This is a genomic window from Klebsiella sp. C239, from assembly GCF_048822715.1.
GTDB lineage: Bacteria > Pseudomonadota > Gammaproteobacteria > Enterobacterales > Enterobacteriaceae > Klebsiella > Klebsiella quasipneumoniae.
In genome coordinates, this window is sequence record NZ_JBMEZK010000011.1 from 71157 (window position 1) to 84111 (window position 12955).

Sequence of the window (12955 nt, forward strand, 5' to 3'; positions counted from 1 at the left end):
CTCTCCGCATAAATGCGGACAGTTAACTTAAATTAGTTACGGTGTAAGCCGGGCGGCTAATACCGCGCGGGTTTAATTAATACTGGTCAAATGTTTGCGATAACTGCTCGGCGTAAACGAGGTCAGCTTTTTAAAGGTTTTAATAAACAGGCTCGGGCTGCTGTACCCTGATTCATAGGCAATATCCGTCACCGAATAGTTGGTAATTTCCAGCTGCTTTTTGGCAAAGTTGATACGGATATCGTTAATTATCTGCATCGGCGTTTTACCATAATAGCGCTGGGTCGCCCGGGTTAAATACTCCTGCGTTTTGCCCGATAGCCGAACCATATTCTCGAGGGCGCTCTCGCCAAACTCCAGTTTATCGTGCATGGCCTCAACGGTATTTTTTAACCATTGTGGGACGACGTCTGCAACCGGCTCTTCGCGATAGTGACGTAAACGGTTAATGACATAAAAGGAGACCAGCTCGATAAATTCGTCAAATTCCGTTTCGCGAAAATTGAGTGAGGCGATGACCGACTCAATATAGCCGAGAAAAGCGCTCTGCACGGCGTAGACCTGCGACGCCACCAGGCCAAACGGCAGCAGCGGCAGATAGTGTTTCTCAAAGAAGCGCCTGCTGATGCCGACGTTAAGGATGCGCGTCGCACCAAATTCGTAGAAGCTCTGGTGGTGCGAGCCCATCGGGATAAAGACAAAATCCCCGCGCTCCAGCAGCACCCGTTTGCCATTGATCTCCTGGTAATAGCGCCCGGTTAATACGACGGTAAATTCGTAGTAATCATGCTGGTGGAGCCCGCTCACGCTTTCCGTTTTGTTATAGATGACCACATGAAAGTTCTTCCCGTTGAACAACTGCTGTTCTCTGGCGGTACTGATCTCGGTGGTCATCATCCTGGGCTGCCTCATCGTCGTGATGGCCTATTGTACCTTCTCGTGCAGCTCAATCAATTCCGCAACCAGCTCGCGGGCCAGCATGGAGGTCATCAGGTGATCCTGAGCATGCACCAGCACCAGGCTGACCTTCATTTTCCCTTCGCCCTCGTCGCTTTCGATAAGCTGGGTCTGCACGCGATGCGCCTCGCTCAGCGCCTGACGCGACTGCTCCATCATCGATTTCGCCGCGGCAAAATCCCCCTGCTTGGCCTGTTTTAGCGCGGCATAGGCCAGGCTACGGGCTTGTCCGGAGTTGATAATCAGCCCCATCACCACCTCTTCGAGGTCGTTTTCCGGGGTCTCTACCGCGTCGATGTTGTCCAGATCAAACATAATATTTCCCTCATTTCTCAGGCGGTACGGGACGCTGCCCGTACCGCGCGGTATCAGAATTTCAGTGCGTTAGCGATGTCTTCTTCGCTCTCTTCCTGCTCGATGACGGTCTGCGCTTTATTCGACAGCACCACAAACGGCAGGTAGACCAGGGTGGAGACGCCAAGGTTGAACAGGGCGACCAGCAGAGCGGCGACGCTGCCGTTACTGTTGAAGAACGCCCCCAGGCCAGTTGGCATGGTCCACGGCGCCAGGTTGGTCACCGGTGGGATAATCCCCAGGCTGTAGGCCGCGAGAGTAATGGCCGCCAGAATCGGCTGGACCAGCACGAACGGGATGAACATGACCGGGTTCATGATGATCGGCAGGCCAAACAGAATCGGTTCGTTAATCTGGAAGATGCCTGACGGCAGCGCCAGCTTCGCAACCTGACGATGGTCAGCGCGACGGGAAGCGATAAAGATGGCGATGATCAGACCCAGCGTCGCCCCGGACCCCCCCAGCAGGATGTAGGAGTCGAGCATCGGCTTGGCCCAGAAGTGGAACTGTTTACCCGCTTCGATCGCCGCATCAACCGATCCGTACTGGTTGTACAGCGCGATGTTTTCCAGCGCCCACGGCGTCATGATGCCGTTATCCAGCGCGGTCAGCGCCAGCGAACCGTGCACCCCGAAGAACCACAGCAGGGAGTTAAAGATGACGTATGCCCAGCCGACCACGCTGCCCATCGCCGCCAGCGGCGTAGAGATGGAGTCCATGATGATCTGGTGGAAGTTGCTGCCGTAGCTCGACAGGGCCCACGAGATAATGCCGAAGATGGAGAGGATCAAGAAGCCAGGGATCAGCGCGGAGAAAGAGCGCGATACCGACCCCGGCACGCTGTCCGGCAGTCTGATCACCCAGTTGCGACGGATCACGAAGGTGAACAGCTCCGCGACGACCAGACCGATAATCATGCCGGAGATGATGTTCTGCCCGCCCAGCCAGTTGGCGCCGACGGCATAGGCTTCGCCCACGCTATACGGGGTCACGGTCATGAAGGCCGCGACCGCCAACAGGCCTGCGGCCATCGGGTCGACTTTGCGCTCTTCCGCCAGCGCGGAGCCAATAAAGAATGGCGCCATCAGCGACATAATGCCGAGGGTGCCGTTATAGACGTTACCGCCGATAGCCTTAAAACCGTTTAAGGTTTCAATGGTGGAGGCATCCAGGCGAATGCCCATGGAATAAAAGAAAGAGCCTTCGCCGAAGCTCAGAAAAACGTTGTTAATTAATACAAACATGGCCCCGGCGAGGGTCAACGGCATTAATTTAATGAATCCATTTTTAATCGCATTAATATGCGGCTGCTTTCCTATTTTCACTGCAAAAGGAAGGAGTACCTTTTCAAGCGAGTCGATCACTTTACTCATAGTCAATACCCTTAAAAGCCGCAATAAACTATTACGGCGATGATGTATGAAATTACTCTTTGACGGGAAAATAAACTCTTTATTCTTTGACGTCCGGCAACGGGATGCCGCCAGGCGTCAAAATATATCGAGTTTTAAAATTTAAAATTATTGTGCTGCAGATTTCTTAATGGCCGCGACGGCGGCTTTCAATACCCCTAAACCATCCACCTTGCCATACAGAAGAGAATCGATGACTTCTACCGGTTTATTCGGCAGCAGGCGCTGAATTTCCGGTAACATATACGCAATTTGTGGCCCTAATAATACAACGTCGGCTTCCGGTCCCTTTTCACCCGCGAGAGTCTCAGGATAGGCTTCAATAATGACCGGGACTTCGTATTTTTCCGCCTGCGCCCGCATTTTGGAGACCAGCAGTGACGTGGACATGCCTGCCGAGCAGAACAGATAAATGTGTTTCTTTTCCATGAACGCTTCCTCAATGTGTGAGACCAGGGCCTTCAGTAACCGCTGAGAGCCGGTAAGACTGGTAACATCCGGTTAATTCTGTTTATGGGTTGAGTATACGGCAACCTGAGCCGTCGTGATAATTCCCTGTTGAACAGAATTGTCTCTCATTGACCTCCGGTTTTGACTACCCTCACATTTTCATCCAAATAATTCGCGCAATTAAATAAGCATCAGGACTCACAAAAAAGCCCGACCAGTGGTCGGGCTTACGTACAACTCAGTCAACAGTAGGGCGCTTACTTAGCGTTGCGCGGATCCGTATCATACTCAGCGCAGGTCTGGTAGCCGGAGTTCATCACGTGCCCCGTTTCGTCGAGGGCCACAAAGTAGGTCTCCACTTTACCATCTCGTTGACCGAGGATATAGGTCTGGCAGGTGCCGCGGGCATGGACCATCGTCACTTCCGTTGAAGGTTTGCCAGCGATCTGCATCACCTGCTCACGCGACATTCCTTTCTTCACATCTTTCACCACCGGCTGGGTAAACTGGTCTTTGGTACGATCGTAAGCGGTACAGCCCGCGAGTAAGGTTAACGCGACGGTGACGCCCAGTATTCCTGCTAAGCTTTTGTTCATTTTGGTTCCTCTCTTCCACTGTGTAACGATAAGCCTGGAATAAATAGTGTTATTTTTCAAGCCGAACAGCGAAATCATGTCTGATTGTGTTATTGCGTAAACAGGATTGACGCTCCGCCGACGACCGGCGCTTTCTCCTGCGCGCGGGCATCTATAATGAAATCCTATGTCATTGATTGCCTTCTTTTCCGGCAGTCAAAACCCCGGTCCTTGTCGTTTCAGCGGCAAAGAGGTAGCTTTAAGCCAACAGGTTGCCAAACAGATTCACTTTCGGAGGGCGCGATGACGCTACAACAAGAGATTATTCAGGCGCTGGGCGCGAAGCCGCAGATTGATGCCGCAGGCGAGATCCGCCGCAGCGTCGATTTCCTGAAATCCTATCTGCAGACTTACCCTTTTATTAAATCGCTGGTGCTGGGTATCAGCGGCGGCCAGGACTCGACCCTGACGGGGAAACTGTGCCAGATGGCGATCAATGAACTGCGCGCCGAAACTGGCGACAGCAGCCTGCAGTTTATCGCCGTCCGTTTACCCTACGGCGTGCAGGCGGATGAGCAGGACTGCCAGGATGCCATCGCCTTTATTCAGCCTGACCGCGTGTTGACGGTGAATATCAAAGCCTCGGTGCTGGCAAGCGAACAGGCCCTGCGCGAAGCGGGGATCGAACTGAGCGACTTCGTTCGCGGCAACGAAAAAGCCCGTGAGCGCATGAAAGCCCAGTACAGCATCGCCGGGATGACCAAAGGGGTGGTGGTCGGCACCGACCATGCGGCGGAAGCGATTACCGGCTTCTTCACTAAATATGGCGACGGCGGCACCGACATCAACCCGATCTTCCGCCTGAACAAACGTCAGGGCAAACAGCTGCTGGCCCATCTCGGCTGCCCGGAACATCTGTATAAGAAGCTGCCGACCGCCGATCTGGAAGACGATCGCCCCTCCCTGCCGGATGAAGTGGCGCTGGGGGTCACCTATGAGAATATCGACGACTATCTGGAAGGCAAAACGCTGGACCCCAGCATCGCCAAAACGATCGAAGGCTGGTATCTGAAAACCGAACACAAGCGTCGGCCGCCCATCACCGTCTTTGACGATTTCTGGAAAAAATAGTCCCTCCCCCGCCCCGGCCCGCGCCGGGGTTATTTTTTGCGCTTTTCGCCGCAAAAACCGCCTGCTATACTGGATGGATAGACAGTATCAGGAGTTATTGTGGCCAGAAAGCAATCTGCCCCGCGTCTGGAGTTTGAGGCGGCGGCGATCTATGAATATCCCGAACACCTTCGCCCGTGGCTGGAGGCGCTGCCGAAGCTGCCGGGCGTCTATCAGTTTCACGGCGACAGCGACACGATGCCGCTCTATATCGGCAAGAGCGTTAACCTGCGCAGCCGGGTGCTCTCCCACCTGCGCACGCCTGAAGAGGCCGCGATGCTGCGTCAGTCCCGGCGTATTACCTGGCAGCGCACCGCTGGCGAGCTGGGGGCGCTGCTGCTGGAGGCGCGGTTAATTAAAGAGCAGCAGCCGCTGTTTAACAAGCGGCTACGGCGTAACAAGCAACTCTGCGCCTGGCTGCTTGCGGACGACCGGCCGCAGATTGTCTATGCCCGCGAGGTTGATTTCTCTCATCAGCAGCATCTCTATGGTCTGTTCGCCAACCGGCGGGCGGCGCTGCAGATGCTGCAGAGCCTCGCTGACGAACAGCGCCTCTGTTATGGCCTGCTCGGTCTGGAGCCGCTCAGCCGCGGTCGCGCCTGCTTTCGATCCGCGCTGGGCCGCTGCGCCGGCGCCTGCTGTGGAAAGGAGAGCGTGGAGGCGCACCGCCAGCGTCTGCTGGCGCAGATGAGCAAGCTGCAGCTGGTGTGCTGGCCTTGGGCAGGACCGGTGGCGCTGGAGGAGCGCGGCCCTGATATGACGCAGTATCATGTCATTCATAACTGGCTGTGGCTGGGGGCCGTCGACTCGCTCGACCAGGCCGCTGAGCTCACTCGCCTGCCCGCCGGATTCGACCAGGATGGTTACAAAATTCTCTGTAAGCCTCTGCTCAGCGGCAACTACCCGCTGCACCCGCTTAGCTGAGAAGCCAGAAAGAAAAAACCGCCGGCCCTGCCCAACGCCTGATGGCATTATTGGGCAAGACCGGCGGTCTTGATTCAGTACGCTACATTATTCAGCGGGTGCAGGCATTTTACCTGCCGGCGCGTTGCGTTCTGTCAGATGCTTCTCAAAATTAGCATTGAACTGTTTTTTCTGCTCTGGGGTCAGAATATTGTAGATCTTGTTCTGCGTTTCCAGGCGGGACAGCGCCATCGCTTTATGCTGCGCCTCCATCTTATCGATCTGCGCTTCCGCTTTCGCCTTGTCGAAGGTATCGCTGGCGATCAGCTCGTGCATCGCGCGGCGTTCGTCAAGGGACGGACGCTTCATGTTTTCGCGCTGGCTCTTCATGATGTCGCGGATCTGCTGCTTCTGCGCATCGGTCAGGTTGAGGCCTTTAAACATCATGTCATGCTGACCCGGGCCGCCTTTATGATGCATCATCATCGGCTTGCTGTCGCTCGGCGCGGTGGTGGTATCGGCGGCGTGTGCCAGGTTAGCCGCGCCCAGAGCCAGAGTAGAGGCAACAAACAGTGCAGTGAGTTTCTTCATCATTCAATCCTTACTTTACGTTATTCTTACGGCGCGTTGCCGTGTTGACGAGATTAACTTTACGACGTTAATCGTCAATTAGTCAGAGCAAGAGTAAAACAATGAAAGTGTAAAAAACAGTTTCTCACCAATTATGGAGAAAATAAGGAATTTGAACGAGGAATTGCAATAAAAAATAAATAACCTACTGTTTTGCAGAGAAATTATGGAGAGTATAAAGGAGGAGAGATTAAAAACAAAGCATTTTACCAGGAATAATCTGCAAATTTACACTGGCGCACGAAAAAATAAGAAGATGTAAAACGACGCGCGAAATTAAGCAGGCCGCCCGGCGGACGGCTTGCCCTCAGGGTAATTTTTCCAGCATCAGGCCAGCGCGCAGCCCCCTCGCCACCGCCGGATTGGGAAACAGAACATACTCCGGCTCAGCCCCCACCACATACCGCATCTCCCCCTCCTCCGCCAGCAGCGTGCCTGGGGCGAAGGGGGTGAAGTTCAGCGTCCGATCCGCCATATGCAGACGGAAATCATCGCTATGGCGGGTGATCTGCTGCACCACCCGGTAGCGCAACGGCGCCGGGGCGTCGGCAATGGCCAGATCCCCCACCAGCAGCCGGGAGATAGCCCCCTCGGCGGCGGCAAACTGCGTCAGATCGTTTTCCCCCAACGGCAGCGCTTTGCCCAGCTCAAGGGTGCAGGCCAGCGCCGCGAACCGCTCGCAGCTGAAGTGGGTGAAGGTCCCGCCTGGCTGGCGATGAAACACCAACGCCTCCAGCCCGGCGCCGCCCAGCCAGTGAAGAAAATCCTCCTCCCAGGGCGTATCGCGGGCCGGGAGCACCCCGAAGCGCGGATGCAGCGACCCGCGGATCGCGGTATGCAGATCGAGGTGCCAGCGCGGACCATCGTGGTCGCGATAGAAGCGGCCCACCGCCTGCTCCAGCCGCTGCGCCCGCTGCGTCTCCTCGCTGGCCGGGAATTGCCGCCAGCGCTCGCCAAACATCCGGTTCATATCGCTGTGCAGATAGCGTTTATTCGCCCGCAGCGCCGGCGGGTTACCGACGATCACCAGCAGCCGCCAGCGCAGGGGGAGTTCCTCCCGAACCAGCCGCTGCACCAGCCGGTCGACAATCTCCACCGGCGCCGTTTCGTTGCCATGGATGGCGCAGGAGAGCACCAGCCCGCGCTCGCAGCGCGCATGCGGCGTCAGCTCAAGGATCCCCTCCCCAAGCCAGTGCCAGCGGAAATGGGCCGTCTCGCCGTGAAAGTGATGGGGCAAACGCCCCGCCAGGGTTAATGCCAGAAAGTGTTCCACCGCGCCCCCTTATTGCTGAAATGGATAAACCGAACCGAGCTGCAGGATCTGGGTCAACCGATCCAGCGCGTCGCGCCCTTCCCGCAGCAGCTGGGGGTCGGCGAGGTCGGCCTGGGTGAGACGATCGCGATAGTAGCGATCCACCCAATCATTGAGGGTGGCAAACAGCGTATCGTTCATCAGGACGTGCGGATTGACCGCCTGATACTCCTCGGCCGTCAACACTACCCGCAGGCGCAGGCACGCCGGACCGCCGCCGTTGGCCATACTCTCGCGCAGATCAAAAACCTGCAGCGCGGCGATGGGGTTATCCCCGGCCAGCAGCTCATTGAGATAGTTCCACACTCCCGGATGCGCCTGGGCTTCCTGGGGCAGGATCAGCGCCATGCTGCCGTCCGCCCGGCTCAACAGCTGGCTATTGAACAGATAGGTGGCAACCGCCTCTTCCACCGTGACCCGGCTGGCGGGAACCACCAGCGGGGTGAAGCCCGGCACCTGCTGCGCCAGCTGCTGCAAAACCGCGTTCTGGTCGGCAAAGGCCTGCTCATGGCAGAACAGGACCTGACGATTGCTCACCGCGATGACATCGTTATGAAAAACCCCCATGTCGATCGCCGCCGGATGCTGGCGGGCGAAGATCAGCTGGCGGGGATTGACCTGATTAAGGCGCGCCACCGCCTGGCTGGCCTCAAGAGTTTGCCGCGCCGGATAGCGACGCGGCGCCTCTTCGCTTCCCCGGCGGCGGCCATAGACAAAGAGCTGAACGCCGGGGGCGCCATATTCGCCGCCGAGACGGTTATGGTTCGCCGCCCCTTCGTCGCCAAACCATGCCGAGGCAGGCAGCACCGGATGGATGGCAAATCGCGTGCGGTCCGGGAAGATCGCCTGCAGCAACGCCCCGGTGGTGGGGGCTTCGCTGGCGCGGTGGAATTTATCCTGCAGATTCGCCACCGTCAGGTGTACCAGGCCATCCAGCGAATCGGCGGAGGGACAGACCGTCGCGGCGTTGGCCACCCACATCGCCGAGGCCGAACTCACCGCAGACAGCAGATCCGGATCCTGCTGAGCCGCGCGAGCCACCACCTGTTCATCGCTGCCGCTAAAGCCCAGCTGACGCAGAAGCGGCACGTTGGGCCGCTCCTGAGGGGGGATCACCGCCTGCGGATAGCCGGCGTCGGCGAGGGCTTTCATTTTTTTTAGCCCCTGCTTTGCCGCCAGCTGCGGGTTCGACACCCGAAAGCGGTGCCGGGTGGAGGCCTCATTGCCAAAGGAGAGCCCGGCGTAGTGATGGGTCAGTCCGGGCAGACCGTCAAAGTTGACTTCGCGGGCGGTCATGACGCCTCCCCGGCCCGAAAGTCGAGCCCCGGATTGAGACTGGCGGGCAGCGTCAGGGTCGGCGATTCGAGACTGGCCATCGGCCAGGCGCAATAATCGGCGGCATACCAGGCCCCGGGGCGATGATTGCCAGAGGCCCCGGTGCCGCCGAACGGCGCGGTACTCGCCGCCCCGGTCAGCGGTTTGTTCCAATTGACTATCCCGGCCCGCGCCTCGAGCAGCAGCCGATCGAACTTCTCCCGTTCCGGGGAAATTAACCCGCAGGAGAGCCCGAAGCGGGTGGCATTGGCCAGGGCAATCGCCTCCTCGAAAGTGTCGTAGCGCCAGACGCCAAGCAGCGGGCCGAACACCTCTTCATCCTCGACCTGGGCCACGTCGCTCATGTCGACAATCCCCGGCGTCAGCAGCGACGTCCCGGCCTGCAATAAGCGCGGCTCCAGTAGGGTGACTGCGCCTGCGGCGACCCGCTGCAGCCAGGCCTGATGCACTTTCTGCGCGGCCTGTTCAGAGATAAGCCCGCCGAGAAACGGCTGCGGCTCAGCGTCCCATGCCGCGGGGATCAGCCGTTGGCTCACCGTCACCAGCCTGGAGAGGAAAGCATCTCCCGCCTCTCCGCGCCGGACCAGCAGACGCCGGGCGCAGGTGCAGCGCTGGCCGGCGGTAATAAAGGCGGACTGGATGGTCAGATGCACCGCGGCATCGACGTCCCGCGGATCGTCGACGATCAGCGGGTTATTGCCGCCCATCTCCAGCGCGAGGATCTTCTGCGGCTGTCCGGCCAGCTGGCGATGCAGATGAAAACCGGTGGTCGAGCTGCCGGTAAACAGCAGCCCGTCGATATCCGCCTGGCCGCTGAGCGCCTCGCCGGTTTCCCGACCGCCCTGCAGCAGGTTGAGCACCCCGGCGGGCAGGCCGGCCTGCTCCCACAGCTTCACCACCGCTTCGCCACTGTGCGGGGTGAGTTCGCTGGGTTTAAACACCACGGTATTGCCCGCCAGCAGCGCTGGCACGATATGCCCGTTCGGCAGATGGCCGGGAAAGTTATAGGGGCCAAAGACCGCCAGCACGCCATGCGGCCGGTGACGCAGCGTCGCGGCGCCATCGGGCAGATCGCTGTGCTGTTCGCCGGTGCGGGTGTGGTACGCCTTCACCGAGATCGCCACCTTGTTGATCATCGCCGTCACTTCCCCGGCCGCCTCCCAGCGCGGCTTTCCGGTCTCGGCGCCGATAATCGCCGTCAGCTCCGCCTTGCTGGCCTCCAGCAACGCGGCAAACTTTTCGACGATGACCTGGCGGTCGGCAAACGGCAGCCGCGCCCAGGCCGGGAACGCCTGGCGGGCAGCCGCCACCGCCTCGGCGACCTGCCCGGCGTCCGCCGCTTCTCCCTGCCAGACAACCTTCAGGTTGACCGGATCCTGTTTGCTGAAGCGCGGCCCATCGCCGGGCCGCCACTCGCCGTTAATCCACAGACTCATGCGGTTTTCTCCTCAGGGATCAGGCGCACCATGCGCACCTGGTCGCCGGCATGACACTTCAGCATATCCAGCTCGCGGGCGCTGAGGGTCAGGGTGTCACCATCCGGGTCGGCATGCACCAGCAGAGCGCGGAACTGGTGGTACTGTTCGTTCGCCACCAGGCACAGCGGTCCGTCGCCGGGCGGCGTTTCGCCGGCCTCGGTGGTCACCAGACGGCTTTTGCGGATCGCCCGCACCCGGTCAATATCGCACTCCAGGGTCGGGCCGCCGTCGAAAATATCGATGTAGTTCAGGTAGCGGAATCCCTCTTTCTCCAGCACCGTCCGGGCCGGGGCGGTCTGCGGGTGGACCTTGCCGATCACCGCCTGCGCCTCGGGGGTGAGGAAATCGATATACAGCGGGTGCTTGGGCATCAGGGCGGCAATGAAAGCCTTCTGTCCTGTGCCGCACAGGTAGTCGGCGCGGGAAAACTCCATGGCGAAAAAGCGTTTGCCCAGGCTCTCCCAGAACGGGGAATAGCCGTGCTCGTCAATCACCCCGCGCATCTCGGCAACCACCTTCTCATTAAAGCGCTCGCGAAAGGCGGCCATAAATAAGAAGCGCGATTTCGACAGCAGATAGCCATTGCCCTCTTTGCGCCACTGCGGGTCGAGGAACAGGGTACACAGCTCGCTGCTGCCGGTGTGGTCGTTACTGAGAAACAGCGTCGGCAGCGCCTGATAGACGTTAAGCTCCTTCGAGGCATGGACCTGGGTGCCGACCCGGTAGTTGTACCAGGGATCGTTGAGCCCCACCGCCACCTCTATCGCGCAGATGCCCACCACTGCGCCGCTCTCGCTCTCTTCCAGCACAAAGACATAGCCCTGCTCGCTTTTCGGCAGCTCGCCGCGCCAGGTTTGCTGTGAGCGGGCGATCCGCGCCGCGAGGGTGGCTTCATCCACCGGCAGCGAGGTCAGCCCGCCGCCGGTCTCCGCCGCCAGCTTCAGCAGCCCGGGCAGATCGCCCGGCTCCACCGGTCGAATAACCATCATGATGAAACTCCCGCCAGGAATCGCGCGCAGGCCCGCTCAACGCGATCCAGCCCGCTGTTCACCTCTTCTTCACTGACGTTCAGCGCCGGCGCGAAACGCACCACGTTGGCGCCGGCGATCAGGATCATCACGCCCTCTTCCGCCGCCAGGTTGCTGAGGGTTTTCGCCTTCCCGGCCCAGGCGTCGTTCAGCACGCAGCCGATCAGCAGCCCCAGGCCGCGGATCTCCTTGAACAGACCATAGCGGGCGTTGATCGCCTGCAGGCGTTCGCAAAACCACTGATGGCGCTGTCTGACGCCGGAGAGCACTTCCGGGGTATTGACGATCGACAGCAGCTCGCCGGCCACCGCCCCCGCCAGCGGGTTACCGCCGTAGGTGGTGCCGTGGGTGCCGACGGTCATCACGCTGGCGCAGGCCTCTGTCGCCAGCAGCGCGCCGATGGGGAAGCCGCCGCCCAGCGCTTTGGCGGTGGTCAGCACATCGGGGGTCACGCCGTAGTGCATATAGGCATACAGTTCGCCGGTGCGCCCGACCCCGGTCTGCACTTCATCGAAAATCAGCAGGGCGTTGTGCTGGTCGCAAAGCTGGCGCAGGCCGCGTAAAAACTCGACGCTGGCCGGCACCACGCCGCCTTCGCCCTGCACCGGCTCGACGATCACCGCGCAGGTTTGGTCATTGATTAAGGCCTTTGCCGACGCGAGATCGTTAAACACCGCATGCTGGATCTGCGGCGGCAGCGGGGCAAAATCCCGGGAGTAGGCCGGCTGACCGCCTGCCGAAACGGTGAACAGCGTCCGCCCGTGGAAGGCGTTCTGGAAGGCGACAATGCCGCTTTTCTCGCTGCCAAAGCGATCGTGGGCATATTTACGCGCCAGCTTGAGCGCCGCCTCATTGGCCTCGGCCCCGGAGTTACAGAAGAAGACCCGGTCGGCGAAGGTGGCATCGATAAGCATTTTGGCCAGACGCAGGATTGGCTCATTGGTATAGCCATTGCCGGTATGCCAGAACTTGCCAGCCTGATCGGTGAGGGCCTGCACCAGACGCGGATGCGCATGCCCCAGCGCGTTCACGGCGATGCCTCCGGCAAAATCGATATACTCTTTGCCCTGCTGATCCCACAGCCGCGACCCGGCGCCCCGCACCGGAATAAAAGCCGCTGGCGCGTAGACCGGCATCATCCATTCATCAAAGTGGTTACGCGTAATTGACTGAGACATATCGACCTCTTCCGGTAAATTAAAAGTAGCAATAATGTTAATAAATATGAGTTATTACGCTGTAAATGTAGATTGCACGGTTCGTGCCAGCCAGCGATAAAAATGCATAAACCGGATGAGATAACGCAATATCAATGAGTTACAACCTGGCGCGATTCACATAAAATGCATAC

14 protein-coding genes are annotated in these 12955 nt (G+C 59.1%); 2 read left to right on the forward strand and 12 right to left on the reverse strand.

What is annotated here, in order from left to right:
• Positions 1-72: 72 nt before the first annotated feature.
• The 6 genes from chbR to osmE all read right to left on the reverse strand — a co-directional run bounded on the left by chbR (position 73) and on the right by osmE (position 3769).
• The gene (chbR, locus tag ACOI6Z_RS23295) at positions 73-897 is read right to left on the reverse strand and encodes a transcriptional regulator ChbR (RefSeq protein WP_004203825.1); all 825 of its coding nucleotides are present in this window, start codon (positions 895-897) and stop codon (positions 73-75) included.
• A gap of 27 nt (positions 898-924) precedes the next feature.
• Positions 925-1272: a PTS N,N'-diacetylchitobiose transporter subunit IIA gene (gene chbA / locus ACOI6Z_RS23300; protein ID WP_023289303.1), complete on the reverse strand. Its 348-nt coding sequence runs from the start codon at positions 1270-1272 to the stop codon at positions 925-927.
• A gap of 53 nt (positions 1273-1325) precedes the next feature.
• The gene (chbC, locus tag ACOI6Z_RS23305; RefSeq protein WP_004203823.1) at positions 1326-2684 is read right to left on the reverse strand and encodes a PTS N,N'-diacetylchitobiose transporter subunit IIC; all 1359 of its coding nucleotides are present in this window, start codon (positions 2682-2684) and stop codon (positions 1326-1328) included.
• An 11-nt stretch (positions 2685-2695) separates the two neighbouring features.
• Complete coding sequence (locus tag ACOI6Z_RS23310) at positions 2696-2812, reverse strand: hypothetical protein (protein WP_032429133.1); 117 nt, start codon at positions 2810-2812, stop codon at positions 2696-2698.
• Positions 2813-2831: 19 nt separating this feature from the next.
• Positions 2832-3152, reverse strand: coding sequence for a PTS N,N'-diacetylchitobiose transporter subunit IIB (gene chbB / locus ACOI6Z_RS23315; protein ID WP_065812732.1), 321 nt, complete (start codon positions 3150-3152; stop codon positions 2832-2834).
• A gap of 278 nt (positions 3153-3430) precedes the next feature.
• Complete coding sequence (gene osmE / locus ACOI6Z_RS23320) at positions 3431-3769, reverse strand: osmotically-inducible lipoprotein OsmE (RefSeq protein ID WP_023289302.1); 339 nt, start codon at positions 3767-3769, stop codon at positions 3431-3433.
• A 282-nt stretch (positions 3770-4051) separates the two neighbouring features.
• On the opposite strand from osmE, the gene nadE reads away from it, so the two are divergent.
• Together nadE and cho are read left to right on the forward strand one after the other, a co-directional pair.
• On the forward strand, positions 4052-4879 hold the full coding sequence (nadE, locus tag ACOI6Z_RS23325) for an ammonia-dependent NAD(+) synthetase (RefSeq protein ID WP_023289301.1): 828 nt from the start codon (positions 4052-4054) through the stop codon (positions 4877-4879).
• Positions 4880-4978: 99 nt separating this feature from the next.
• Positions 4979-5842, forward strand: coding sequence for an excinuclease Cho (cho, locus tag ACOI6Z_RS23330; RefSeq protein WP_023289300.1), 864 nt, complete (start codon positions 4979-4981; stop codon positions 5840-5842).
• 87 nt (positions 5843-5929) lie between these two features.
• On the opposite strand, the gene spy is transcribed toward cho, so the two are convergent.
• The 6 genes from spy to astC form a co-directional block, all read right to left on the reverse strand.
• Entirely contained in the window at positions 5930-6415 is a 486-nt protein-coding gene (spy, locus tag ACOI6Z_RS23335; RefSeq protein WP_072096650.1) for an ATP-independent periplasmic protein-refolding chaperone Spy, read from the reverse strand.
• A 343-nt stretch (positions 6416-6758) separates the two neighbouring features.
• Positions 6759-7724 carry a succinylglutamate desuccinylase gene (astE, locus tag ACOI6Z_RS23340; RefSeq protein WP_023289298.1) on the reverse strand — a complete coding sequence of 322 codons (966 nt, stop codon included), beginning with the start codon at positions 7722-7724 and terminating at the stop codon, positions 6759-6761.
• A 9-nt stretch (positions 7725-7733) separates the two neighbouring features.
• Entirely contained in the window at positions 7734-9059 is a 1326-nt protein-coding gene (gene astB, locus ACOI6Z_RS23345) for an N-succinylarginine dihydrolase (RefSeq protein WP_420687525.1), read from the reverse strand.
• Entirely contained in the window at positions 9056-10534 is a 1479-nt protein-coding gene (gene astD, locus ACOI6Z_RS23350; protein ID WP_044522415.1) for a succinylglutamate-semialdehyde dehydrogenase, read from the reverse strand. The genes astB and astD overlap by 4 nt, the downstream gene beginning before the upstream one ends.
• Positions 10531-11565, reverse strand: coding sequence for an arginine N-succinyltransferase (gene astA, locus ACOI6Z_RS23355; RefSeq protein ID WP_023289295.1), 1035 nt, complete (start codon positions 11563-11565; stop codon positions 10531-10533). The genes astD and astA overlap by 4 nt, the downstream gene beginning before the upstream one ends.
• Positions 11562-12782 carry an aspartate aminotransferase family protein gene (astC, locus tag ACOI6Z_RS23360; protein ID WP_023289294.1) on the reverse strand — a complete coding sequence of 407 codons (1221 nt, stop codon included), beginning with the start codon at positions 12780-12782 and terminating at the stop codon, positions 11562-11564. Before astC ends, astA begins: the two co-directional genes overlap by 4 nt.
• Between the last annotated feature and the right edge of the window lie 173 nt (positions 12783-12955).

Excerpts from the sequence above, each read along its gene's own strand:
- astB (WP_420687525.1), bottom strand. The coding sequence starts at position 9,059 with ATGACCGCCCGCGAAGTCAACTTTGACGGTCTGCCCGGACTGACCCAT.
- chbR (WP_004203825.1), bottom strand. The coding sequence starts at position 897 with ATGATGACCACCGAGATCAGTACCGCCAGAGAACAGCAGTTGTTCAAC.
- chbB (WP_065812732.1), bottom strand. The coding sequence starts at position 3,152 with ATGGAAAAGAAACACATTTATCTGTTCTGCTCGGCAGGCATGTCCACG.
- nadE (WP_023289301.1), top strand. The coding sequence starts at position 4,052 with ATGACGCTACAACAAGAGATTATTCAGGCGCTGGGCGCGAAGCCGCAG.
- spy (WP_072096650.1), bottom strand. The coding sequence starts at position 6,415 with ATGATGAAGAAACTCACTGCACTGTTTGTTGCCTCTACTCTGGCTCTG.
- astA (WP_023289295.1), bottom strand. The coding sequence starts at position 11,565 with ATGATGGTTATTCGACCGGTGGAGCCGGGCGATCTGCCCGGGCTGCTG.
- astC (WP_023289294.1), bottom strand. The coding sequence starts at position 12,782 with ATGTCTCAGTCAATTACGCGTAACCACTTTGATGAATGGATGATGCCG.
- chbC (WP_004203823.1), bottom strand. The coding sequence starts at position 2,684 with ATGAGTAAAGTGATCGACTCGCTTGAAAAGGTACTCCTTCCTTTTGCA.
- chbA (WP_023289303.1), bottom strand. The coding sequence starts at position 1,272 with ATGTTTGATCTGGACAACATCGACGCGGTAGAGACCCCGGAAAACGAC.
- osmE (WP_023289302.1), bottom strand. The coding sequence starts at position 3,769 with ATGAACAAAAGCTTAGCAGGAATACTGGGCGTCACCGTCGCGTTAACC.
- astD (WP_044522415.1), bottom strand. The coding sequence starts at position 10,534 with ATGAGTCTGTGGATTAACGGCGAGTGGCGGCCCGGCGATGGGCCGCGC.